This window comes from Chryseobacterium sp. SG20098, assembly GCF_031844745.1.
Taxonomy (GTDB): Bacteria; Bacteroidota; Bacteroidia; order Flavobacteriales; family Weeksellaceae; genus Chryseobacterium; species Chryseobacterium cucumeris.
In genome coordinates this window covers 4228353-4253201 of sequence record NZ_CP134622.1, presented here as the reverse complement: position 1 = coordinate 4253201, position 24849 = coordinate 4228353, and the positions used below count along the sequence as shown (strand labels likewise).

At 34.8% G+C, this 24849-nt stretch carries 28 protein-coding genes; 5 read left to right on the top strand and 23 right to left on the bottom strand.

Annotated elements, in window-relative coordinates:
* Nucleotides 1-34 precede the first annotated feature (34 nt).
* From gwsG to mqo, 11 genes are all read right to left on the bottom strand, one after another.
* Nucleotides 35-937: a grasp-with-spasm system ATP-grasp peptide maturase gene (gwsG, locus tag RHP76_RS19600; protein WP_311228851.1), complete on the bottom strand. Its 903-nt coding sequence runs from the start codon at nucleotides 935-937 to the stop codon at nucleotides 35-37.
* On the bottom strand, nucleotides 934-1845 hold the full coding sequence (locus RHP76_RS19595) for a hypothetical protein (RefSeq protein ID WP_311228850.1): 912 nt from the start codon (nucleotides 1843-1845) through the stop codon (nucleotides 934-936). The genes gwsG and RHP76_RS19595 overlap by 4 nt, the downstream gene beginning before the upstream one ends.
* 89 nt (nucleotides 1846-1934) lie before the next feature.
* A complete protein-coding gene (locus RHP76_RS19590) occupies nucleotides 1935-2123 on the bottom strand; it encodes a grasp-with-spasm system A modified peptide (protein WP_277115577.1) in 189 nt (62 codons plus the stop codon).
* Between the two features lie 562 nt (nucleotides 2124-2685).
* On the bottom strand, nucleotides 2686-3486 hold the full coding sequence (locus RHP76_RS19585; RefSeq protein ID WP_311228849.1) for a GLPGLI family protein: 801 nt from the start codon (nucleotides 3484-3486) through the stop codon (nucleotides 2686-2688).
* Between the two features lie 181 nt (nucleotides 3487-3667).
* The gene (locus RHP76_RS19580; protein WP_311228848.1) at nucleotides 3668-3838 is read right to left on the bottom strand and encodes a hypothetical protein; all 171 of its coding nucleotides are present in this window, start codon (nucleotides 3836-3838) and stop codon (nucleotides 3668-3670) included.
* Nucleotides 3839-4296: 458 nt separating this feature from the next.
* Nucleotides 4297-4491 (bottom strand): hypothetical protein, encoded by a 195-nt coding sequence (locus tag RHP76_RS19575; RefSeq protein ID WP_311228847.1) that lies wholly within the window; start codon nucleotides 4489-4491, stop codon nucleotides 4297-4299.
* A 145-nt stretch (nucleotides 4492-4636) separates the two neighbouring features.
* Entirely contained in the window at nucleotides 4637-5215 is a 579-nt protein-coding gene (locus tag RHP76_RS19570) for a hypothetical protein (RefSeq protein WP_311228846.1), read from the bottom strand.
* A 176-nt stretch (nucleotides 5216-5391) separates the two neighbouring features.
* Entirely contained in the window at nucleotides 5392-5925 is a 534-nt protein-coding gene (locus tag RHP76_RS19565; protein WP_311228845.1) for a hypothetical protein, read from the bottom strand.
* Nucleotides 5926-6307: 382 nt separating this feature from the next.
* Nucleotides 6308-6586 (bottom strand): aminoglycoside 6-adenylyltransferase, encoded by a 279-nt coding sequence (locus RHP76_RS19560; protein ID WP_409193502.1) that lies wholly within the window; start codon nucleotides 6584-6586, stop codon nucleotides 6308-6310.
* A gap of 1 nt (nucleotide 6587) precedes the next feature.
* Nucleotides 6588-6989, bottom strand: coding sequence for a hypothetical protein (locus tag RHP76_RS19555; protein ID WP_114820683.1), 402 nt, complete (start codon nucleotides 6987-6989; stop codon nucleotides 6588-6590).
* A gap of 67 nt (nucleotides 6990-7056) precedes the next feature.
* Nucleotides 7057-8562 (bottom strand): malate dehydrogenase (quinone), encoded by a 1506-nt coding sequence (gene mqo, locus RHP76_RS19550; RefSeq protein WP_311228844.1) that lies wholly within the window; start codon nucleotides 8560-8562, stop codon nucleotides 7057-7059.
* Nucleotides 8563-9063: 501 nt separating this feature from the next.
* On the opposite strand from mqo, the gene RHP76_RS19545 reads away from it, so the two are divergent.
* The 3 genes from RHP76_RS19545 to RHP76_RS19535 are packed head-to-tail and all read left to right on the top strand — an operon-like array spanning nucleotide 9064 to nucleotide 11786.
* Nucleotides 9064-10167, top strand: coding sequence for a phage tail-like protein (locus tag RHP76_RS19545; RefSeq protein ID WP_311228843.1), 1104 nt, complete (start codon nucleotides 9064-9066; stop codon nucleotides 10165-10167).
* 15 nt (nucleotides 10168-10182) lie between these two features.
* Nucleotides 10183-11004: a phage tail-like protein gene (locus tag RHP76_RS19540; RefSeq protein WP_062675512.1), complete on the top strand. Its 822-nt coding sequence runs from the start codon at nucleotides 10183-10185 to the stop codon at nucleotides 11002-11004.
* Between the two features lie 38 nt (nucleotides 11005-11042).
* Complete coding sequence (locus RHP76_RS19535; RefSeq protein ID WP_147367636.1) at nucleotides 11043-11786, top strand: phage tail-like protein; 744 nt, start codon at nucleotides 11043-11045, stop codon at nucleotides 11784-11786.
* A gap of 76 nt (nucleotides 11787-11862) precedes the next feature.
* Here the strand turns inward: RHP76_RS19535 and RHP76_RS19530 are convergent, their stop codons facing one another.
* Entirely contained in the window at nucleotides 11863-12903 is a 1041-nt protein-coding gene (locus RHP76_RS19530) for an NAD(P)H-dependent glycerol-3-phosphate dehydrogenase (RefSeq protein WP_311228842.1), read from the bottom strand.
* Between the two features lie 224 nt (nucleotides 12904-13127).
* On the opposite strand from RHP76_RS19530, the gene RHP76_RS19525 reads away from it, so the two are divergent.
* Entirely contained in the window at nucleotides 13128-14159 is a 1032-nt protein-coding gene (locus tag RHP76_RS19525; RefSeq protein WP_082798828.1) for a M23 family metallopeptidase, read from the top strand.
* A 313-nt stretch (nucleotides 14160-14472) separates the two neighbouring features.
* Here the strand turns inward: RHP76_RS19525 and RHP76_RS19520 are convergent, their stop codons facing one another.
* The 5 genes from RHP76_RS19520 to RHP76_RS19500 form a co-directional block, all read right to left on the bottom strand.
* Nucleotides 14473-15645: a MoaF-related domain-containing protein gene (locus tag RHP76_RS19520; RefSeq protein WP_311228841.1), complete on the bottom strand. Its 1173-nt coding sequence runs from the start codon at nucleotides 15643-15645 to the stop codon at nucleotides 14473-14475.
* A 17-nt stretch (nucleotides 15646-15662) separates the two neighbouring features.
* The gene (locus RHP76_RS19515; protein WP_120233422.1) at nucleotides 15663-16316 is read right to left on the bottom strand and encodes an NAD(P)-dependent oxidoreductase; all 654 of its coding nucleotides are present in this window, start codon (nucleotides 16314-16316) and stop codon (nucleotides 15663-15665) included.
* Nucleotides 16317-16377: 61 nt separating this feature from the next.
* The gene (locus tag RHP76_RS19510) at nucleotides 16378-16788 is read right to left on the bottom strand and encodes an Rrf2 family transcriptional regulator (protein WP_076596660.1); all 411 of its coding nucleotides are present in this window, start codon (nucleotides 16786-16788) and stop codon (nucleotides 16378-16380) included.
* Between the two features lie 65 nt (nucleotides 16789-16853).
* The gene (locus tag RHP76_RS19505; RefSeq protein ID WP_311228840.1) at nucleotides 16854-17804 is read right to left on the bottom strand and encodes a hypothetical protein; all 951 of its coding nucleotides are present in this window, start codon (nucleotides 17802-17804) and stop codon (nucleotides 16854-16856) included.
* 134 nt (nucleotides 17805-17938) lie between these two features.
* The gene (locus RHP76_RS19500) at nucleotides 17939-18373 is read right to left on the bottom strand and encodes a BamJ family beta-barrel-assembly machinery protein (protein ID WP_052198510.1); all 435 of its coding nucleotides are present in this window, start codon (nucleotides 18371-18373) and stop codon (nucleotides 17939-17941) included.
* Nucleotides 18374-18669: 296 nt separating this feature from the next.
* Here RHP76_RS19500 and RHP76_RS19495 point away from each other — a divergent pair, with 296 nt between their 5' ends.
* Nucleotides 18670-19677 (top strand): catalase family protein, encoded by a 1008-nt coding sequence (locus RHP76_RS19495; protein WP_311228839.1) that lies wholly within the window; start codon nucleotides 18670-18672, stop codon nucleotides 19675-19677.
* A 99-nt stretch (nucleotides 19678-19776) separates the two neighbouring features.
* Here the strand turns inward: RHP76_RS19495 and RHP76_RS19490 are convergent, their stop codons facing one another.
* From RHP76_RS19490 to RHP76_RS19465, 6 genes are all read right to left on the bottom strand, one after another.
* Nucleotides 19777-20190, bottom strand: coding sequence for a nuclear transport factor 2 family protein (locus tag RHP76_RS19490; RefSeq protein ID WP_062675521.1), 414 nt, complete (start codon nucleotides 20188-20190; stop codon nucleotides 19777-19779).
* Nucleotides 20191-20193: 3 nt separating this feature from the next.
* Nucleotides 20194-20721 (bottom strand): TetR/AcrR family transcriptional regulator, encoded by a 528-nt coding sequence (locus RHP76_RS19485; RefSeq protein ID WP_288443799.1) that lies wholly within the window; start codon nucleotides 20719-20721, stop codon nucleotides 20194-20196.
* 180 nt (nucleotides 20722-20901) lie between these two features.
* Nucleotides 20902-21945, bottom strand: coding sequence for a TerC/Alx family metal homeostasis membrane protein (locus RHP76_RS19480; RefSeq protein WP_062675523.1), 1044 nt, complete (start codon nucleotides 21943-21945; stop codon nucleotides 20902-20904).
* Between the two features lie 85 nt (nucleotides 21946-22030).
* The gene (locus RHP76_RS19475) at nucleotides 22031-22639 is read right to left on the bottom strand and encodes a TerD family protein (RefSeq protein ID WP_047428248.1); all 609 of its coding nucleotides are present in this window, start codon (nucleotides 22637-22639) and stop codon (nucleotides 22031-22033) included.
* A 69-nt stretch (nucleotides 22640-22708) separates the two neighbouring features.
* Entirely contained in the window at nucleotides 22709-23656 is a 948-nt protein-coding gene (locus RHP76_RS19470; protein ID WP_311228838.1) for a hypothetical protein, read from the bottom strand.
* A 16-nt stretch (nucleotides 23657-23672) separates the two neighbouring features.
* Nucleotides 23673-24848: a toxic anion resistance protein gene (locus RHP76_RS19465; RefSeq protein ID WP_171006279.1), complete on the bottom strand. Its 1176-nt coding sequence runs from the start codon at nucleotides 24846-24848 to the stop codon at nucleotides 23673-23675.
* Nucleotide 24849: the final 1 nt, after the last annotated feature.

Below are 24849 nucleotides of genomic sequence, written 5' to 3'. Positions count from 1 at the left end.
AAAGGGAGTTTATGCTTTTCCCCAAATGTGTTTATCATAGATATTCTGCTATTTCTTTTTCTAATGAATAATTACATATTTTAGATAAATACCCAAATTGCCCTATTGGGTTCACTTCCAAAAAATAGTATTTCTCTCCACTTTTCATAAAATCAAGAGAACCACAGTTAAGATCAAGAAGCTGCATCAACTGATGAACTTTTTCTTCAATCTCTTTTGGTAGGTTATATCTTACATTTTTATTACGCTTTTCATAATTATAATTTCTAAAATCGACTTTAGTCTGCTCATCATTTTGTGAAAAGATAGCTATTGACCAACATTTACCATTTAAATAAAATGTTCTTATTTCAAAATCCTTTTCAATTTTTTCCTGAAAAAAAGTGGGAAAGAAGTCTTCATTTTCAAATTCTTCAACTACAGAAGTGAACATCATTCCATTAGAATTTTTATAAAAAGATTCAAGCATTGCGTTTCCTGCAATAGTTTTTACAATCGTTTCTCCTAAAATAACATCATCAGTATTTTCAGCCAGATAATAGGACGGAAAATCTAAACCGACGTTTTCTGCTTCTTCTAATACTAATAGTTTATTTACTAAGCTATTACTCTCTTTATTGATATGTTTTATAGTTTCAAGTTTTTTCTTTACATAATCTTCCAGCCAGTGCTGGGTTTCATTCATGTTGATATTAATGGAATTATTTTTATATCGAATACGCTTAAAATTCAATCCTCCCCTTCTATACCAAACACTGCTTATATCATCTAAAAAAAATCGGTTAGAAGAACTTTCTAAAAAAAATCTTTTTTTGATGATTTTAATTTCAAATATTTCATCCTCATGTATACGTATAAACTTTTTCTCTAGTACTATCAGCCATTTTATTACATCCGTAGTAGAAATATCATTATTATCAGAAATTATTAATATCATTTTTTACTTGAATTATTCTTTAAAAATTCTTTTGTTATTTTTCTTCTAACTTTGAAGCTTTGTAGCCCAATAAGCCTTCTATTACGATTGATATTTGCTGAATCCTTTATGATTTCTTCATCAGTACTTTTCACGCCATATACGGGCCTTAAATGATTAATCTGAATATATCTTTCTACCATTTCTACATAATCTCTTGGTGGGAGATCTCCGGATCTTACATAGTCTACCAACTTCGTTTTGAAATATTCATAATCTTCTATTTGAGACATATGATTTAAATAAACTAACATTGGCATGAAAACACCATCATCTGTTTCAAGTCCAATTTTTTGCAAAGACGGATAACCATAATTATTAAGAGTCCATTTTAGTAGTTCAGCATTTTTCTTGAAATTTTTTAATGATTGTTGTCCTGTTATAGAATCTTTAGCCTGATCCCTGATAAAAGCTATTCTAAAAGAATCAATAAGCTGTTTGTTTAGAGACTTTTTCCATTCTGTAACTTTCTGCTCAACAGTTATACTATCAATACCATACTTTTTATATAGCTTAAAAAAATCTTTGTTCTCTCGTTTGAACTTCCAGTATGGAGCAACTAACGGGATAAGTTTATAAAGACTTTTTTTTCCTCCAAAATTTTTATTGTATTTATCAGAAAACTTAATATAATTTTCATATTCTTCCATTCGTTCATCATTTCTCGGCTGATATTTCCGGAATAGTTTTCTAAATTCTTTTATAGCCGCAAGAGTATCATTCTTTAATCTATAGGTACTATCAATAGAATTTACACTATTGTAATATGCAATATAATCATGTTGATTATTTCGACAGGATGTTAAAAAAGAAAAACTGATTAATAGAATAACTTCGCTTATCTTAATACATATTTTTTTATAATTCATTAAAAAAGATTTTAATTGACACCCTTATAAAACCAAAAAAAGCTAAAGAGAAATCCTCTCCTTAGCTTCTAAATGTTTAAATGTACTGCTTAGGCAGGTTCTGTAATAACAGCAACTAGCTTATTGTCTACATATACTCCTGTATCGCTTCCACTTCCTGTTTCATAAGTCCACTGCTTACTTGTTTCTGCCATTAACCCACCTGTGATTTTTGATAAATCATTTAATTTTTTGTTTTCTAATGAAGAGAAATTCTTCATTCCATTTAGTTTTTTCATAATTGATATTGTTTTAAGGATATAAATATATAAAACATTAATTAAATAACTCTACATAAAAGTGATTTTTTTATTATGTTAAGAACCTAAATTAAAGCCTGTTACAATTAAAATAAAAACCATATTTTTTCACTCATTTTAGACTAATAGAAAGTATAGAATATTTTTATATAAGTTTATAACGTTTTTTCTAAAAAAGTCCTTAATTATTTATCTTTACAGAATGGTAATAGGTACAAGACTTAAGCAAGCAAGAGAAAGTAAGAGAATGAGCTAGGAAGAATTGGCACTTATATCAAAAACAACACAGAAAACTATCTCAAATCGGGAGAATGACAAGAGCATTCCCCTTTTAGATTATTTTTGATTTAATCAGATGGAAGAGTTTTAACTTCAGGATATTTTTTTTACCTAAAGAAGCAGTTAATTGATAAGCTATATTCTTACTCGATAATTCGATATCTAAATCTTCAATTTCAGAATTGTTATGATCTAATAATCATTACAGATTAATGAAACCATTGACAGTTTCAAAATGGCTATACCATTCCGGCAGAAGCTTTTATTTATAATTGATTTTGTGATTCAACTCTAAAGGATTATTTTCTTCGAGAATAGATTTTTGCGCTTCTCTGATCATTTCATTCATATCTTTTTCATTTCCCTGAGGATCTGTAAATATAACTTTTTTGGCGGTTTTGGTATTCCAGGGGTCATTATAATATGATTTTCCTAGCTGCTCATATTGTGTCCAGTCGATTTTAATGGTTTTTGTCCTTACATCAAACCAATTGCTGCCTTTTTTTACCTGTATTAAATTGAATGAGTAATCATGTTCTGTATCTTCAATGGAAATGATTAAACCAGGTAATCCATTGAAAATATAGGGACCATCATTAAAAGGCAATTCCGTCGTAAACCAAGCAATCCAGTTTCTACCACCATAACTAACTTCTGCTTTTTGCGATTTATATTTTCCAATAGTTTTTTGTTCCGGTATGATTTTCCAATTTAGCTGTTCATCAATCGGTAGAACATAATTTGCCTTTAAGTAAGTAATAATTTTCTCTATTTTTTTATTAATGATATCTTTTTTAATATAAAATTGATTTTCAACCCCCATTATATAGCCTCCACTTTTATTAATAAGCTTCAGCGAATCAGCATTTCTGGACATGGAATCTCTAAAAATAGAAATATTATTCTCCAAATCCAAAATCATATTTTCAGTATTAACATTTTCAGGTTTTTCCTTACTTGTTCTATATTTAGCCTCATAAATAAAGCTAAACTTTTGTGAAAAAATAGATGTTGATAGTAGTAAAAAAAATAAAATAAATTTCAATTTGTGTGGTATTTTCATAGAATCTATCGTATTTTGAGATTATTTGGTATTATACTGTTTTTTGATATTATCAAATTGCGTTATGCGTTGATTAACTTCATCCTCATTTCAATTTTTCTTCAATAAAATCATCAAGTAGATTCGATAAAGGATTTATTTGGTGAATTTTTACTGGCTCTGTTAACTCTAAAGTTTTAAGTTATGGTGTATTTAGCTTTAGAGTAAACTTTATTATATTTAGAGTTGCTGAAATTTTAAGCTCAGTAGGTTCTTCCGGATTCTTTAATAAACTATTTACATAAAGTGTTGCACTTTCATTTGAAAATCCATTTTGAAATAAATAATCTATAAGTATTTGCTTTTCTTGCATTTGATCATTTTTTTAGATTTATCTTTTAGCTGTAGTATTAAATTAAAAAATAAAGCTATACTAGTAACCATAGTTGATAAGATAACCGCTGAGTAAATAATATCAATATATAAATTTGTCACTTTTATCTGTATTAAAATAAAACACAAAAGAAACACTATTAAGAATAGAAAAGATGTTATATGGAGTAGCTTTTTATTTTTCATCGAATCGTTTTTTGAGATTATAAATTAAATTTCAATAGGAATTTGTAAAAGAACTGGAGTGTAAATATCCACATTTATATCTGATGTCTCAATTGTTACGATTAAGCTATAGAGAATCTGATTAGTATAGCGAGCAAGTTGCTTTCTATTTTTCCACCATCCTCCTACGGGATAAATTGCAATTTATTTCGCGTCGAAAGATCTATAGCTGTCCCTTTCCAAATATCTTTATGGATAGATCGTTTTTTGAGATTAATGCTTTCTTCTATCATCAATATATTTTATACTCACAATTTTATCTCGAATAAATTCAGTTTTGTTCTTTTTATCAATAAAAACATCATCAGAAATTCTATGAAAAAATTCACTTTCAATTTTTTCTCCTGTAATTAAGGTGATTACTCCATCAAACGTACTTGTTTCAACCTGCCTAATATTTTCCTCCAAACGTTTTTGTAAATCTTTTAGACCTCTAAAGATTTTTTTCTCTCTCTTTTGTAATTGTAATAGCTAACTATTCTTTGAGTTAGAATTCCCATAAAATATGAAATTAAAATTAATCCTAATATTTTCATGTAATCGCTTTTTGAGATTAAATATCAAAATCATCATTATACCTCAGACCATCATATTGAACACCTCTTATCCGAAAATAAGTGGGTATACGGTTAAGATATAAGGAAGCACTATTTATTTGTTTATTCGGACAAAGCTTTTTCCAAATATAATAATGGTTTACTATTGAAAGAGCTGAAAGAGCATTTAGCAGATTCTCTAAATGTGCGAAATGATAGTTTTCGGATCTATTGTGCTTAAAACTGTTGTAATTGGACCACCAATTTGGAGAGTTATCACTTCTCCATCCTTGAAGAGGCAAATAATGTTTATCAAAAAATTGTACATCTACGACATGATCAATAATCATTGGGCAATCTCTAAGAACTACATCAGCTATATTCGATATGTTTGCTCTAGAATATCTATTTTTAAATCCCGGTTCTAGTATTTCACAAAGTTCCTTTGCTACTACTTCAAATTCTGAACACGAAGCTAAAAAGATGAGTGCAATTTCAGTAGAAAATGTATGATAATTCCGTTCGTCAATTTCAACAAATGCGGATATAGTTTGGAATTTGGCTTCAAGAGCAAATAAATAATTATAATAATTCATGGTTACTTTATCGTTTTTTGAGATTATTTTTGAACGTTAGATAACAGTTCGAGGCTATTTGATTGTAAAGCAATCAAGCATAAAATTTCAATCTTGTAAAAGTCGAACCGAAAAAACTGTTGAACTTTGCAGTGTGACCCCACTATTGCCAAACCCTTGTTGTATGCAGGCTTGTCTTAAGAAACTCTGGTTCTGTTACAGATAAGTGCCGTGAAATTGTCTGCAATAGAATTTAATTGTCTGTTAATAGTACTTTCGTCTTCTGTAGTAACATTTTCTATTACCAATCTTTCGTCCCATTCAAGAAGTGAAATTTGAGAATTTACAACTTGATTTGAGTCTATAGAATTACTGAAAAATATTCCCGTCACGTTATAGAAGCGTTGCTTACCATTTCGTATCATTTCAGCTATATGCCCAATATCAAGATGCGAAGAAATTATGCTAATGTCTGCAGGATTAAAATGATTTTGAAAGTATTCATCAACAGTTCCATAGTCGCCAATTTTCTCTTGATAACTTCTATTAGCAAATGAAATATTTAGATACTTACGTTTTATTTCAGGATGTGTTATGTTAAAACTAAGATTAGTCGGCAAACGGTCGTAATTCTGTCCACAAATTTTCTCAATAAGTAATTTCTGAAGAGTTGTTTTACCCGTCATATCGTCTCCGATTAAAATAAAAAGCTGCTTGGACTTTATTGTCATTTTCAAAATGGTTTGATTGTTATTAGTTGTTCTCCAAACTTGCAGACAACATCCAAATTTACACAATACGCGGATATGCACAATACAGAATTGCGCTAATGTTGTATTATTGCTATAGAATTTTACATCTATTCTTGTTTGTTTATTATATAAGTGCTAAAAGATATTAGAAAAGTTCAGGAATGATCGTTTTTTAAGATTTTTTAAAAAGAATCATTGTTAAGTTTGTTCCAATTTCCAATTCATCATTAATTTGTTTTCATGTACAACGAAAATGAACTTAGAAAAGAACAAAATAGCTTTACTAACGAGATATTAATAGATGTACGGGAAACCGACCTCTTAAGGATAAATAAAAATAAATATTCTATAAGTAATCAGTTTATGGAAAACCGTAGAAATGAAAAGAACTCCAATTAAGGAGTTCTTTATAATCGTCTTCTTCAATCATGGAAATAGGTTCACCAAAGAGTCTGATCCATTCATTTCCGGATTCATAAGATGCTCTGTTTTCAAAAACAAGTTCTATATCAAGATCACTGAAATCATCTACCGGAGCGTAAGGGTTTACCAATGAGCTGGTCAGGAGGACAGCCCGAATATCAGGATTGTTTTCAGCCCAGTGAATAATCTGTTCCAGCTTTCCTGCCCTTACTTTCATATTAGTAGGATTCTGATATTTTCACACGATATACGTCGGAAGAATTTCTCTTGATTGATTCTACGAAAAAGCCACCTTCCTCAGGAATAACTTCTTTCAGATCAAAACTTTTGCAGTCTTTTGGCAATCCGGAAAATATCAGGGTAAACCAAAAGTCTTTCATAAAGGGAACCGGTGTCCAGTATGGAGAAATTGAAATGTTTTCCGCATGAATCATTTTGCTTCTATGCTCAGACTGATTATCAAAAAGATAGGTTGAATGCCAGATTCTGATCAGGTTTCCTAAGAATGGAGATGCCGGAAAGCAACAGTGTACAATAACCTGCCTCTCCTCTTCTGTTTTCGCCTGAAGAGATTCAAGGAGTTCCTTGGCAATGACTGGTTTTACAATTACTTCTTCCACCTTTTTATGAGTAATAAGTAATGAGCAATGAGTAATAGCGATTATTACTTATTGCTCATTATTGATGTTAATATTCTAATTCTAATTTTTCTTTGGTGTAATTTCTTACTTCATGAGTCAGCTCAGGGTTTTCAGCTAGTTTTTGTCCGTAAGAAGGAACCATTTCAAGCAGCTTTCCTTTCCATTCTCCATGCAGTTTTTCAGGGAAGCATTTTTCCAGCACGTTCAGCATGGCATATACTGCTGTGGATGCACCTGGTGAAGCTCCCAGCAGAGAAGCAATCGTTCCGCTCTTGTTTACGACCACCTCAGTTCCGAATTCCAGCTTACCTCCTTCTTTTTCATCTTTTTTGATGATCTGAACTCTCTGTCCTGCTACTTTCAGTTCCCAGTCTTCTTCTTTGGCATCTTTTATAAATTCTCTCAAATGCTGCATTCTCTGAGACTTCGTCATGGCAACCTGCTGGATCAGATATTTCGTTAATGGAATGTTGTGCCACCATGCTCCGAAAAGTGATTTTAAGTTTTTGGTATTTACACTTTCAGGAAGGTCCAGATAGCTTCCTTCTCTTAAGAATTTAGTTGAAAATCCTGCAAAGGGTCCAAAAAGAAGGGCTTTTTTCCCATCGATGATTCTAAGATCAAGGTGTGGAACAGACATTGGCGGAGCATCTACCGTAGCCTGAGTATATACTTTAGCATGGTGTTTTTCTACCAGCTCCTGATTATGACTGACCAGCCATTGGCCGGAAACCGGGAAACCTCCGTATCCTTCACTTTCTTTAATATCTGAGCTGTCCAGTAACGGAAGCGCGTATCCTCCCGCACCAATAAATACAAAATCTGCTACCACTTCCTGTTTATGGCTATGGATTCTGTCTTTCACTTTCATTTCCCATGTCCCGTTTTCTCTAGGGCTGATATCTTTTACTTCGTGGTATAAGAAAACCTCAACATTGGAATCTTCCAGAAGATGTCTTCCCATTTTTCTTGTCAATGTTCCGAAGTTCACATCTGTTCCCATATCCATCTTCGTTGCAGCCATTACTTCAGACTGATTTCTTTTGCTCATCACCAAAGGAATCCATTCTTTCAGCTTTTCATGATCTGTAGAAAATTCCATTCCTGAAAAAAAGACAGATTCTGCCATTTTATCGTGGCGTTTTTTAAGGTATTCAGCATCTTTTTCTCCGAATACCAGACTCATGTGTGCACAGGAATTGATAAATTCTTTAGGCTCACGGATATATCCTTTGGTAATCAGATAAGACCAGAATTGTTTTGAAATTTCAAACTGCTCTGCAATGCTTTCTGCCTTGGAAATATCAATAGATCCGTCTGGTTTTTCAGGAGTATAATTTAGCTCACAAAAAGCGGAATGTCCTGTTCCGGCGTTGTTCCATGCAGCTGTACTTTCTTTGGCAAACCTTCCGAGTCTTTCGAAGATAGCGATTTCAAGATTTGGATCAAATTCATGAAGCAGCGTTGCTAAAGTGGCGCTCATGATTCCGCCGCCTATCAGTACAACGTCGTATTTAGGTTTCGGTGTTCTGCTTGTAAGCGATTGTGACATAATTTTAAAATTTTACTTCAAATTTCGGGAAAAGTTTTAAAAACCGGAACGATTTTAACACGTTATTTTTTTGTTCAAAACACTTATTGAGTACACAACAAAAAACCATGGAAAATTTCAATAAAGTACCATTGAAATGATTGATAATGTAAAATATTTCTTTATAAAAATATTAATTTTTTATTTTTTTATTTCACTGAATGGTAACTAATTAATGAATAATTCAAGAGTAAAAATTTTAAAAAATTTAAGTTTATTTAAGTTCATCATATTAAATACTGCAATCATAACTATTTACACTATTTTATTTTATCAACAACAAGTGACAAATAATTATACTAAAATTATAAAATATCACTTTTTATTGATAAATATATAATTTTATTGATACAACTCTATACATACCACATTGAATAACTGTTTTTTTTATGTACCTTTCAATTGATTTAATACCTATTCCAACAAGTATTTAATTAAAATTATTTCATAAACATACTAAAGATGAGAATTATTAACTTCGCGAGTACATTGTTCGCTACAATGGGATTTGCCCAGAGCGGAAGTGTAGGAATCAACACGTCCACACCGGACCCCAGTGCTATTCTGCACATTGAGAACTTCAGTGGAACCCCAGCTACAGCTACAGCCACCATTTCGGGAGGTGCTGTTATCGGGATTACCATCAACAACGGAGGAAGCGGCTATACTTCGGTACCAACAATTAATTTTTATGGAGGAGGATCTGTGGTGAATGGAGGTTCAAAAGCCCGTGCTACAGCAGTCATTTCCAACGGTCAGCTAACAGGTATAACGATTAACAACGGAGGTAGTGGCTATACTACAGCTCCTACAGTAACTGTTTCCGGAGGTAATAAAGGAGTATTATTCCCCAACCTGAATATTGCTAACCTAACCAGTACGACAAGTCCTGTTGTCTCGCCTGCCAATGGACTTATTGGATTCAATGGAGGAACTAACAGTAACAACAAAGCTCTTCATTTTTTTAATAGCACGACCAATTCATGGCAAAGCACAATTGATGCACAAAACACTCCCAAGGTTGCCTATCTTGATTTTACCGGATCACTATCGGCTCTTGACAACGCGATAGCAGGTGCCAGCACTCAGCTTATAGTTAATAATCCTGCCATTTCAGGGGTATCAAATATCAATGGATTTAAAGTTCTTCCAAACACTTCCGGAGGATATTCCCTGATTCTTCCACAGGGAAAATATCTGGTAGAGGTTAACCTGAATTTAAATTCACCTCAGGAAAGTCCATCCGGACAGGGAGGTACAGCACCTCTTTCCGGGAGTACTTATTATCTGATGGGATATTTTATAGATTTCATCAACGATACCTATAATAATACAACGAATACCTTTACCGGAGGAGGTGCTACAAGGAAAGAAGTTCCTATTGTTTCTAAAGTCAACACCAATCATCTTGCCACCTGGTCCTATTATTACACTGTTCCGGCTAATGTGAACGCCAATATTATAGGAGGATTAAGACTCAATCTTGGAAGAATGCAGAACAGTACATTCTACGATCTTGTGAATGTAATTCCTACTGGCTCTTATATTAAAATATCTCAGCTATAAAAAAACAATCAACATATGAAAAAAAGTTATATCCTGCTATTATTGATTATAGCTCATACCATATATGCACAGGTTGCTATTGGAAAAACCTCAGTAAACAGCTCAGCTGTGCTGGAAGTTTCACAGACCACCAATAAAGGAGTACTTCTCCCAAGAGTAGATATTATAGATGTTTTGAATAATACCTCTCCGGTAAATAATCCGGCAGAAGGACTGGTTGTTTATAATAAAGGGAACTCCATTAGCCCCGGTCTTTATATCTGGAAAAGCAATATGTGGACTCAGCTTTCTGATACGTATAACCTGGTAAGTTATATGATGCTTCAACGCACCTCTGATTATTCAATACTTGGAGGTCTTGCCAACGGTACATACAAAAATTTCAACGATGCCGCATTTACTGTTGTATCTAATGATATCGGAGCTTTATACAATACTTCTACAGGAATTATCACACTTCCCGGAAACAGCGGTTATCTGGTGAATGTATGTCTTAACATCAGAACAGCTCTTGAAAGTACGACTGCCGGAATAGGAGGAACTTCTGTTCATCTGCATCAGTATCTTGTAAAACTTATTGATCCGTCCACAGGAAATCAATATGGTAAAACAATTAGTATCAATGCACAATCAATTGCCAGTAATAAGACCCATACTCTGAATATGAGTTTCTCTTTTGTAACTACTTCAGCAGCTCCTATTCTTTTAGTTCCTGCCATTGCTCATGATGCGGGAGGAACTTACCAGAACGGATCCGGAGGAACAACGCCTAATAACGGAGAAATCATCATCACGAATGCTAAAGTTGATATTCAAAGATCAGCACTTAATCAATAATTTATAGCACAATGAAAACATCTATTTACATAATCGGTATGATACTGTTAAGCATTTTTTCAAATGCACAAGTTGGTATTAATACAAACACGCCTAATTCAAGCAGTGTTCTGGACATTAGTTCTTCTAATAAAGGAGTTCTTCTTCCACAATATGATCTGCTTGTTCTGAACAGTACCTCCACTCCCATTGTGAATCCTGCAGACGGGCTTATTATTTACAATAGCGGAGGAGCATCTACTTTTCCGAAAGGATATTATGTTTGGGTAAGAAATCAATGGCAACGTATTATAGTTTCCGGTTCAGAACCTCAGATCATGTCTTTGCTTATCAGTCCGGGAGTACTTATTCCTACCGGAAGCACGAATAATACATTAGGAAACTTTGCGGTTACTTCGAATAAAATTACAGGAGCTTCACTAGGCGCGGATAATTCCACGATTACCTTGCCTGCCGGAACATATATTGTACGGTATTCTGTGGATTCCAGCAATGCGAATAATAATAACGGAACGGCTAACACCCAGTATCTTTCTCAAAATTTTACCTGTACCCGTTCTTATCTGATTAATTCCGCTACCAGTGCAACCATTACGGAAACCAACAGAATGTGCCAGTTATCAAGCTCATTTACATTTTTCCAGGGAAGTTATTTTTTAACACTGGCTTCTCCAACAACGATCCGTCAGAAGTTCGAATTTGATACAGGAAACGGTTTTACCGCCAGTAATCTTAATGTAAGATCATCATTATCACTTGTCATTACCAAGATGAGTCTATAAAAAAACTTAAGCATGAAAAATGCTTAAGTTTCATTATTTATGTTTAACAGGACTTTAATTTTTAAAGTCCTGTTTTTTAATTCAATTTTGCGGTCAATTTTTTAAACTGCTTTTCAGCATTTTTACCTTCATACAAAATAGCATATACGGTATCAATAATCGGAAGTTTAAGATTTTTCTGTTTTGCCGTTTTATAAATGGAATCTGCAGCGTAATATCCTTCTGCTACCATGTTCATAGACTGAATGGCAGATTTTACGGTATATCCTTTCCCAATAAGGTTTCCAAGGTTTCTGTTTCTTGAGAAAAGTGAATATGCCGTTACCAAAAGGTCACCCAGATATGCACTTTCATTCACGTCTCTTGGTGCCTCATAAATCGCTTCCAGGAATGTTTCCATTTCACGGATAGCATTGGAAACAAAGACTGCTGTAAAGTTATCACCATAACCCAATCCACTTGCTATTCCCGCTCCGATGGCAAAAATATTTTTAAGAATGGCGCTGTATTCATTTCCTAAAATATCTTTGCTTGTATGAACTTTAATAAAATCTGAACTGAAGATTCCTTCAAGTTTTTCAGCAGTCTCATCTTCTACGGTGGCAATAGTAAGATAAGAAAGTCTTTCCATAGCCACCTCTTCAGCATGACATGGCCCTGCAATAACGGCCTGATTTCTGAAACCAATTTTAAATTCATCACGCAGATAGTGCGCTACCACGTCATTTACTTTAGGAATAATTCCTTTAATTGCTGAAATAAAGATCTTATCTGAATATTCACAGGTCATTTTATCCAACGTATCAGAGAGATAGATAGACGGTGTTGCCAGAACAATAACATCACAGGCAGTAACCAGTTCGTTAATATCTGTTGTCAGTTTTAAACTTTTAAGATTAAAATGGGCAGCCGTAAGATAAGTTGGGTTATGTCCACGAAGCTCAATCGCTCCTTTTACAAATTCATTTCTTACACACCAGTGTACTACTTTGCAGTTTTCAACAAGCATTTTTACAATAGCGGTTGCAAAACTTCCGCTTCCTACAACTCCTACAGAAATATCCTTTTTATTCTTTTTTGGATTCGAAGATTCTGAAATAATTTTCTTTTTAGCCATAATTGGAATGTGAACTGCAAAGATATTAAAACAAAGACGTAACGCAGGCTTTGAAACTATGATAAAAACCATTTTCTGAAAAAATTAACACTACAACACAATTAAATAGCTAATTAGCCGTTAAATACAGAAAAAACTGAATTTTAATTAAAAATAACTCACAAAGCTTATTTTTAATTAAATTTGCAGCTTCAAAACCGTTTTAACTTACTAAGAGAAGAAATATGAAAAAATTTCTAAACAGCAAGAAGAACGTAAACATTCTCCTGGGAGGACTTTTACTAGTAGTTTTTGCACAAGGTGTATTCATTGCCAAACTCTTTTCTGAAAGAGATGACAAAACCTACGAAGTAAACCTTGTAAAAATAAACACTGAAAAAGACAGTGTAGATTATTTAAAAATGAAAAGTGATCTTACTCTTGTAGATCAAACCGTTGCTCAGCTCAACTCCTTCCTGAAGTCCAAAGACATCACTAATGAAAAACTAATGATGCTCAACCAGGACAGTATTTCAAACTCTATTTATCTTTCCAAACAGGCTAACCGATACAGCCAATATCTGATGGATCTTCAGAAAAAACTGATGCAGGTTCCCTTAGGAATGCCTACTGATGGCTATATTTCCTCTAATTTCGGGATAAGAAAAAATCCTATTCCTTTCAAAACTGTTTTTGCTTCGGTAAGATCTAGTGCAGCAACAGAGGCAAAACCAACAGTAGTGGCAGCAGCTAAGCCTGAAGTAAAAGCTGAACCTGTTGAGAAAATTATAGAACTTACAGACAGCTATGGAAATAAGAGAGAAGTAAAAGTAATGGTAACCCCAAAAACGGCTCCTGTAGCTGCAACTTCTGCTCCTGCAACCACAACAAAAGCTGCTTCCGGAACGCCTGCAACTAAAACTGCTGTCGCTGAAAAAAACAATCCACCTGCTGAAGCTGATCAGATGCAGTTCCATAAAGGACTGGACATTGCTGTTGCCTATGGTTCTGATGTAAGAGCTGCTGCTGCCGGAACAATCATTTTTTCCGGACAAAAAGGAGGCTATGGAAACTGTGTAATTGTTTCTCACGGAAACGGGCTGGCTACTTTATATGGACATTTATCTCAGCTTATTGCAAAAGTAAATGATAAAGTAAAAGTTGGTCAGGTCATTGCAAAATCCGGAAATTCCGGGCGTTCTACAGGACCTCATCTTCATTATGAAGTACACAAAAACAATACTCCGATTAACCCGAAATTGTTTATGAATCTATAAAAGAAAACTGTCTCTCATGAGGCAGTTTTTTAGTTTTACAAAATAGAGTATTCATTTAAAGACCTTTTTTAAACATGAAGAACACGAATAGTTCCACGAATATAACGAATCACTAATATAATTCTCATGATCATAGATCTTCAAAATCTATAAAATCTGCGAGAGATTATTTTAATTCAAAGTTTTTAATTTGCTTTCTTTTGAGGCTAAGGAGGCAAAGTTAGAATCAGCAAGCTGATTTGATGAGTTTTGGTGATATTTTATTGTTAACTATTATGATACAAAAAAGACAGCTGCATTGGCAGCTGTCTTTTTATTTTAAAATTTTAAGCGTTCCTTTCGGGTGGGTAAATGTACCGTCGGGACCTGCAATATTCGAGTAGATGATATTTTTATTATAATCCTGAATATGGGTTACATTGAAACCAAGGTGCGGCTCATGCCAGTAGACCATAAAAACATTTTTTGCTACTTCTACGGCAGTATATTCTACAGTATCTGTACTGTTTTTTGAACTTCCGGCTGTTCCTGTGAATGTCATGGTTTTATTATCTTTAAAATCAAGAACGAATTTAACTTCTCCAAAGTCCACTTCCACTTTTTGTCCTATTGCCGGATAGGGTGATTTAAGATCCCAGTCCATTTCTTTAAGATAAACCTTTACTCCCATTTCCAGCTCTTCTTTTCCTGGCAGATCAGGGTATTTTTTTACCATGAAATCTACAATTGCGGATGTAGTTTTGTTTTCAGTAACTGCCTGTTTATAATTTTCCAGATAGTTTTTCACAAAATCAAGAGATTGTGGTGATGTGGAAAGCTCTGCAAAATGAGAAGGAATAACTTTTTCCGGTTTCAAACCTTTCATAGCATCAATCTGCCCTATCCATTGATCAATGGCTTTGACATTCTGTGTATCTGCCATCCAGAGATGTGAGCCAACAGAAACTGAAATCCCGCCTGCAATGGTTTTGATGGACGGAATCCAAAGAAAGCTATGTGCAGGATCTTCAGGATTTTGTCTGATTTCAATTTTGTTTCCTTCAAGATCAGGAATTGAAGTAACTGCTTCAGGAATTATAATTTCTGATGGGGCATCTGCCTTCAGCTGTGGTTTCCACACTCCCATTTTATCATCTTTTGAAGCTGATATAAGGTAAGCAGTCTGTGCCGTTGAGATAATTTTAGCATTAGGAAAAGCTTTTTTAATCACATCCAATCCAAAATAGAAATCAGGATCGCTGTGAGAAATAAAAACGGTTTTCAGGGTCTTTCCTGTTGCTTTTATTTCTTTTACCAGCTGTTCCGCATATTGTTTCTGAAACTGAGCATCTACCAGTATCGCATCTTTATCTCCGTAAATAATGGTAGAAGTAATGGGAAAAATAGCTTTGGTTCCCGGATTATAAACTTTCACTTTGAGATTCCCTGCAAATATGCTGATGAATCCCAACAATGCTAATAACGACCATAATTTTTTTTGTATCATTTCTGTTCTTTTATCGATTAGTAAGCTGCTGTGAAACGTTCACGGATGTGATTGTTCTGCTCTAATTCGTCTACTAAAACTACGGCTACATCTTCTACAGACAGACGGCTTCTTCCGTTTTCATCAAATACCGGAGTTTCCAGCGAAGTTCTGTATTTTCCTGTTCTTTCTCCTACATTCGCCTGGTTCATTTCTATAGCAGGGCTGAAGAATGTCCAATCCAACGTATTATTTTCCTTGATTTTGTTTAGATAATCTCTTGCTGCTGTTGCACCAGGTTTGTAAGCTTCAGGGAAATCAGGAGTATCTACAATTTGTACGTTATCGGGTGTGTAAAGGCTTCCTGCTCCACCTACTACAATCAGTCTTTTTACTCCCGACTGTTCTACAGCTTTTTCAATGTTCTCAGAACCGTTTAAAAAATCGTTGTAAAGGTTAGGGTTGGTCCATCCTGCATTGAATGTACTGATTACTGCATCACTTCCTTTCAATGCTTCAGCCAGTTCGCTTACATTGTTTACATCAACACTTTTTGCAGTTACATTTTCCTGTGTTTTCACTTTTGATGCATCTCTTACCAATGCTTCCACCGCATATCCTCTTTCTGCTAATTCTGATACTACGTGTGCTCCTACAAATCCTGTTGCACCGATTACTGCTACTTTTTTCATAATGTTTTATTTTTTTTAATTAAACTGTAATAAATTTTGTTACATTTAAGATGAAATTTTTTTATTCGAACTGGTCAGTGAATTCCTGTAATGACTTGTCTCCTAAAAAGTTTACCACCAATTGATCTGTTTCTTCAAATAATGTATTTAAATGATTGTTGATCTCCTTTCCAACACTGCATGCGGGATTGGGATTCTGATTTTTTTTGCCTAATACTTCTGTATTTTTTACTGCTTTATAGATCTCGGAAATTGTGATCATTTCAGCATTTTTTGCAAGCTGACTTCCTCCTTCTTTTCCTTGTCTGCTGATAATCAGACCTGCCTCTCTCAATACGCTGATCTCCTTTCGGATAATCACCGGATTCACATTGATACTACCGGCCATCCAGTCAGAAGTAAGCCACTCCTGAGGGCTTTTCGCCAATAGTGTCATTATATGTACTGCCGTAGCAAATCTTGTATTGTTCATTGTAATTACTTTGCAAAGATACACATTTTTTAAATGTAACAAAATTTATTACAGTTAATTTTTTCTTAAAGAATTAATTTATCCAGATCCAGCAACAAATAATTGATATTTTGATTAATGGTACGTGTGGCCGACTGCATCTGATTGAGCATGGCAGCGCGGTTATGAAGATCGTCTGCTCTGTAAAAACCTCCATCACTGAAGATTACAGACTTATCTGCTGTTTCTTTATTGTCATCAAACTGGTAATGAAGCCATCTTAATTTCATATTTCCGATAATGGAGTGTTCTTCTCTGTTGGAAAACTTTTTCTCTGTGTACATATACCAGATAAAAGGGGGAAAATTCGGAGACTCTAATTTTTCTTTCCAGATATCTCTCAAAAGGTTTCTCTGGTGAATAAACTCTACCTTTTTCCCTTTTGGATTAAGGGTTGCCAGTCCAAAACCTGCTCCCAGAACCCCTCCGCCTATATCAATGGCATTACTCCAGCCTTGATCATGTACAATTCCTCCTGCTATGGAAGCGGCTGCTCCTGCAACGATTGAATATAAAATAAGTTTGTTATTTCTTGATGAGTTGAGATTATCCACATAATTTCCAATCTGGGCTACTCTTTCCCCTTCACAGTCAAATTCTGCAGCTACTGCATCCAGTTCTGTAAGAGCAATCGTTATTTTGCTGTTTATTTTTGTCTTCAACTGTAAAACCTTAACCTGGGAAGCAAGGGATGAATCTTTTTTAAGATCAATAATCTCATGAACCTCATCTAAATTATCCAGTGCGTTTAAGATGAGGATACTCTGATCAGAAAATACTTCTTTTAATTCTTTATTGGCTGCCAGTATAGAATCTGAATTATAAGACGGAAGTTTGTTGCTGTAGTTATATTTGAACGGCGCTTTACAGTAGCTGTCCTTCAGGGTGAGAATATTCTGCTGAATAGCCTGATTCTTCCTGGAAACACAGGAAGTAAGAAGCCCGAAAACAATCAAAAGGTAAAAAAGTTTTTTCATACAGTGATTTTTTGTGTTATCAGGTATATTGCAAAATAAATTTCTCCATTTTCACAATTCTCCTATACGAATATAATACAAATAAAAAAATTTACCTGAAATCAGGTAAATTTTTAATCTATTTTTAAGAAGGATTATTTAATATCCAGTAATTCAACTTCAAAAACAAGAGTACTGTTTGGTCCTATTTCCTTGCTGATCTCCTGATCTCCGTATGCTAAGTGCGGAGGAATAATCAATCTCCACTTACTTCCGACAGGCATCAACTGAAGAGCTTCCGTCCATCCTGAAATCACTCTGTTCAAAGGGAAAGATGCAGGTGTACCTCTTTTTACAGAGCTGTCAAATACTTTCCCGGAAATAGTAGTTCCGTGATAGTGGCATTTTACAGTAGATTTGGGCCCTGGTTTCGGGCCGTCGCCTTCTGTAATGATTTCATACTGTAAGCCGCTTGGTAACTGCACAACGCTTTCTCTTTTACCATACTCTTCCATATATTCTTTACCGTCTTTCAGGTTTTTTTCTGCTAATTCTTTTTTACGTTTAAATAACATATCTGCTACTCCCATATTATAATTTTTTACAAAGATAAGGCTTTTTGGGTTTGGAAGATGGGAGCACGATAAGCGAAGTTTAAAAGCCTGAAGAATTTTCCTCTCAAACAAAGTGACTTTAATTCATTCTCATTAAAAATAAATAAACACTAATAATCAACAAGTTAAAAAGATTATTTTTCAATAATCATTAATCATATAGTCTTACATTTTTGATTTTCAAAGAGCTTTTCCACAAAATTCAAATAATTGTAATACTTATTTAACACAGATTTCGAAACTTGGCGTTATAATTGGATTTTAAAAACTAAATGCCAAATCCACTAAAATATAATAAGAAGTTAGATGAACTGAATGAAGAGGAAAAAAAGCTTCTGGAAATCAATAAAAAAACAATAGCAGATTTTGTTGAACAATCCTCTTCCATCAGCGATGTCAATTATGCTACCAGAAATGCCCATGCCAAAACGTATGCGGCAGCAAAAGGTACATTCAGGATAGAACCTGATATTCCTGAATCACTGCAGCCTTTTTTTGATAAGGAAAAATTTGATCTTATTATACGGTTTTCCAATGCTCAGCTGAAAATTAAGAATACAAGAAAGGATATTCCTGCCTACGGCTTTGCAGTGCAGATCAAGGATGAAAACGGTGGGCTTCTTGCCAATTATCCATTGGTGAATTTTCCCCTGTTTCCTATAAATTCTGTTTCAAATTTTTTGAAACTTTTTACTGCTGTCAATAAGTTTTATATGAAAAAATGGAGCAGTCTGCTGCCATTGCTTTTTCAGGCAGTCAAAATGCTTCCTTACATCAGTACCAGCGATATGATCCGTAATATGATAAAACTCTTCAGAAAAAGAAATGATTTTATTCTTTCCTTCGACTATCATTCTATAGGAGCTTACCGGCTTGGAGATCATATCATCAAAATAAAGCTATCTCCTCAATCTGTGGATAAGAACATTGGAAAAAAACAAAAGGTCAAGGATTCTTTAAAAAACTATATGCAAACCCATGACTTTACTGCAGATGTCCTGATACAGATATGTTATGACCTGAAAGACCAGCCTGTCAACAAACTGAATGTAGAATGGAAAAATGCTCCTTTTATTAAAATCGGCGAAGTAAAAATTGACAAAGATTCTTTGCTGGATTCCCGTAACTGCAACACTGAACTTCTTTCATTCAATCCTTTTGAGAGTAAAATATTTTTTCAGCCTGTAGGAAAAATACAAAAGCTGCGTGATGAAGCTTATAAAGTTTCTTTGCAGACCAGAAGGAAAATTAATAAGTTACTGCATGGGAAAAACAGTTAAAATAATGATGAGTTATGAATGATGAATTTTTGCATGTGATGTGAAAAAGATTGATCCAACTAAAAAATAAAAGACTGTTGTGACAACAGTCTTTACATCTTATTTAAACTTTCGTTCTTCTTCTTTGATCGCCAGATCATTGATACTGGCATATCTTTTTGCCATAAGCCCGTTTTCATCGAATTCCCAGTTTTCGTTTCCGTATGCCCTGAACCAGTTTCCCTCTTTGGTCTGATATTCATATTCAAAACGAACGGCAATACGATTGTCGGTATGCGCCCAGTATTCCTTTTTAAGTTTATAATGAAGTTCTCTTTCCCACTTATTCTGAAGAAATAGTACAATCTCTTCTCTCCCATTCACAAAGGTATCTCTGTTTCTCCATTCGCTATCGATGGTATATGCTTTGGAAACCTTTTCAGGATCCTGACTGTTCCAGGCATCTTCTGCCAATTGAATTTTTTCCAGTGCCGTTTCAAGAGTGAAAGGCGGAAGAGGATGTTTCTGTTCCATAACTCATTGTATTAAATTGCTGACTATCTTTTTTGATTTTTCAATTAATTCATTGGATTTGAAAAGCTGGCTTTCTATGATACTGCTTTCAAAAAGCATGTAGATATGATCGGAAAGTTCATCATCATTCAGCAATTCTAAAAAAAAGTTTCTAAGATCTGCTTTATGAGACTGAATAACGCTCAGTATTTTAGTATTATCCATGGGGATTTCCGACAGAATATTCAGAAAGCTGCAACCTCTGAAGTTTTCCTTTTCATTCATATACACCAGAAAATCAAAAGCACTGATGATTTTAGACTGTAAGCCATTTCCTTTTGCTATAAATTGATTGAGTTCATTGAACCAATACTCATGTCTCACCTTCAGAAATTCTACACACAGATCTTCTTTGGATTTAAAATATTGATAGAAGCTCGCCTTGGCAACTTCAGCTTCGGAAATAATCTGATTGATTCCGGTAGAATTATACCCTTGTTTTGCAAACAATTCAAAGGTCTTTTCTACAATTCTTTCTCTTGGAGATTTCATATGCTTTTCTTTTCTGGAACAAAGGTATGAAAAAAAACTATACACAGACCAGTCTGTCTGTTTTGTTTTTGAAAATATTTCTTTGAAGGTTGGCTTGAGATGTTTGATAAACAAAAGCTTGATAAACAAAAAAGCCTCCAGAAATACATTCCGGAGGCTTTTATATTATTTTAAGTGCGATTATTTTTCGTCCAATTCTTCCTTCTTCTCTTCTTCTTTTTCAGGGAAGATGATGGATAAAAGAACAGAGATTACCAATACTCCTCCAACGATTCCCAATGAAACCGGAGACGGAATATGAATCCATGGGGCAATAAGCATTTTAACTCCAATGAAGGACAGGATAATCGCCAATCCGTATGGAAGTTTGCTGAACATATGAATAAAGTTCGCTAACAGGAAGTATAATGATCTTAATCCTAAAATTGCAAAGATATTTGATGTATAAAGGATAAAAGGGTCATTTGAAATCGCAAAGATTGCCGGAATGGAATCTACTGCAAAAAGAACGTCCGTAAACTCGATAACACCCACTACTACTAAAAGAGGAGTTGCCATTTTGATTCCGTTCTGGATGGTGAAGAACTTATCTCCATCGTAATTGTCTGAAACTTTCCAGAAACTCTTGATCAGTTTTGCTCCTGCCGTATTGCTGTAATCTTCATCATCGTCATCATCACCGTCACCCCATGATTTGATCCCTGCATACACAAGGAATAATCCGAATAAGGTCATGACAACGTTGATTTTCACTGCTTCACCGAAGATATTCATTTCAGGAAGATACGTCAGATTGATTAATCCTACTCCTGCAAAGATGAATATAGCTCTGAAGATCAGCGCTCCGATAATTCCCCAGAAAAGAACTTTATGGTGAAGAAATTTCGGAACTTTAAAGAACCCGAAAACCAGAATAAATACAAATAAGTTATCTACAGACAAGGCTTTTTCAATCCAATAGGCAGCCTGATACTGTGTAAATTTCTCTACTGCCAAAGCATGGCTTTCAGGGCTTCCGTCGGTATTGAATACCCAATAGACCACTCCTGAAAAAACCATAGAAAGCGAGATCCATACAATAGACCAGATGGTAGCTTCTTTGGAAGAGACTTCATGACTTTTTTTATTAAATACCCCTAAGTCCAGGAGCAGCATGATAACGACTGTTACTGCAAATCCCCACACCAGACCAGGGTGCAGTTCTAAAATACTTTGATGTTCCACTTGAGTTATGTTATTATATGATAAAAGCAATAGATGCACAGAGTACAAATATTGCTATTTTATTTATCTTTTGATTGTCAATTGATTATAGATAATTCATCTGTACCGTCTGGATTGTCTGCTCCAACTTTTTATCCGCTGTAGGATCTCCGATCGCATTGAATTTCCATTCTCCGTTTCTCTTATAGAAAACACCCATTACCATGGCAACATGTCCGCTGAAAGATGCGTCATTCGCAATATCATATTTTGCAAAGACCTCTCTTACATTGGTAGGTGATCCTTCATAAATACGGATAGAAGCAAAAGGAATAGTGCCGAAATCCTGGCCTCTGTAGCTGTTCAAAACCATTGCCACATGCTCAACATTCGGTTCCAGCTGGCTGAAATCTACCGTGATTACTTCATTATCCAATCCGTCATCTCCGTTTACGTCACCGGTAAGGTCGTCTCCGCTGTGTCTTACAGATCCGTTTCTTGATTTAAGATTTCCAAAGTAGATTACTTCAGTAACGTTTTTGTTTGAATCATATAAAATACAGCTTCCGTCTAAGTCTACTGCTTCTTTCTTTGTTCCGAAAAATCCTTTCTTTTCGATTGCTCCCCAGTTGATTCCTACACAAGCCTGGGAAAGCTCAGCTCCATTTTCTTTTTTAAGGTTAATTCTCTGACCTTTTTGTAAGTTGATAGCCATCTTTCTATGTTTAGTTGTTATTTACTTTTTTGCAAAAAAGGAAATCTTCTTTGCTGTTCAAATTTCGTTCTAGTTATTATTCAAATTCAAATTAAGCATTGCCCGCAGAATATTCGTTTCTTCGTCGAAGTCAAAGATTTTACTCATAATATCCATATTTTCCAGATTTTTAATATAATCTTTCAGAACGCCTTCCACTTCAGCTGGCAAAGTACGCTTTCTTTCGTTCATATTATGTTCCAGCTGCTCATTTTTACTTCTCAGCTGATCAATAATGGAACTCTGATTAGACTGATTCTCGGAAATATCCAGCTTATCCAGTTCTTTGTCGAAAAGATACAATTTCTTTTCGTCTACACTGAAAATAAAATAATCATCAGACTGAAAGATTTTAAAAAGTTCATAATCGTGGGTTCCGATAAGGTAACCACATACGAAACGGACTTTAAACCCCTGTATATTAAGCCTTCCCAACAGTTTCCTTTGAATGGAATATTCTTTATACTGATAGGAAGGAAAAGAATCAGTTTTCAGCAGTGTTTCATCGGCCTCCGATCTGTAAAATTCCTGGGCATATTTTTTATGAAAGTACAGTACATTTTCCCAATTGGCTGTAAAACGATCTTCCGTCAGGTCTTTATACACTGTTTTCAAGTGCTGGGAAAAGACACCGCTGTACATTTTTCTGTCGGTCTCAAAACTATCTACCCTTCTTTCTTCAAAACCTGAAATATATTTACTGTTGATGTTAATTTCATTGATGACCGCCAGCATGTCATTTTCCTTCTGTTTTTTAATTTTAGTCAGAAGTTCTATGAGGCTGTCGGTGTACTGAAGGTGAAAAAGTTCCAGTTTATTGTAATCTAAAGCCGTATTTTCCTGGAACAGATTGTGAATAATATCCGTTTTGATGTAAATAGATATAATATCAATATGTTCAAAAAAATTAGCGAGAAGCTTAAGCTTTGTTAATCTTCTTTTGCTTTGCGACAATATGGTTGCTGCATCATCCCCCACCTTGGTATCCTATAAATTAACCTCTGACATTTGCTTTTAGTTCATGCTCCAATGTCTGAAGATCCTGATCCAGTTTTCTTCTGTTGTCAGCTCCCTGTTTCTGGATTTGTTTTACTTCATTCAATGTATTGATCAGCATTGATGTTGTTTCTCTCAATGTTTCCACCGATACGATAGTCTGCTCGTTGGCTCTGGCAACATTCACTGAATTCTGGCCAAGACGTTCCGCATTCTTTCTTAAAATCTCTTCTGTAGTAGAAGATACTTTTTGCTGGATTTCGATATTCTGCTGCTGTCTGTACATCGCTACCGCAAGGGAAAGCTGGTTTTTCCAAACCGGAAGTGTAGTGGTAAGAATCGTCTGTGCTTTTTCAGCAATAGAAACATTGTTGTTCTGTACCAATCTGATCTGAGGAAGTGACTGCATCATAATCACACGAACCACTTTAAGATCAGCCATTCTCCTGTCTAGCCTTGCAATGAAATCTCTTTTATCTGCAATCTGATAATCCTGATAAATCTGCGGATTCGCTTCCATCTGAGCAAGCTCGCCTGCAGCTCTTTCCATTCTGATATTACCTGCAATGACAAGCTCTTCAATCTGCTTGATAGAATTCACATTGCTTTCAAAAATAGTCTGAAGTACAGCGTTATCTTTTGTAGAGGTGATAATTCCCGCATTTACTTTATAAGAAATCTGCTCGATATTGTTGATGATCTTATCGTATTTTGCAAAAAGATTTTCCACCTGAGTCATTACCTTTTTCATGAATGGCAATTTGCTCAGGAAACTTTTCACTTTATTTCCGTTAAGTTCTTCAACATCTACATAGTTAAGCTCTACCAAAAGATCGTTGATAAGCCCACCAACTTCTCCTGAGTTTGATCTTCTTACATTTCCTAAGAAGCTGTCACTCTGGTTGGTTAATGTTTTCTGAAGCTCTGCCCCGAAATTCACGATGGAACCTGGGTTGGTCTCGTCAATAGAGTTCGCAAGAACTTCATATTTCTGACGTTCTTCTGACTGCAGCTGTGTCAGATTTACATTTCCCTCTCTGTCCACAAGAACTGCCGGCGCCGCATTCTGAGCGGGCTGAGCTGGAGTTGGGGGAACCATTGGAGTCGGTTCAAAGGTTTTAAGGGGTTCTATTGATCCTAGCGGATCTATGGGTTGATTTTCCTGATTGTCCATG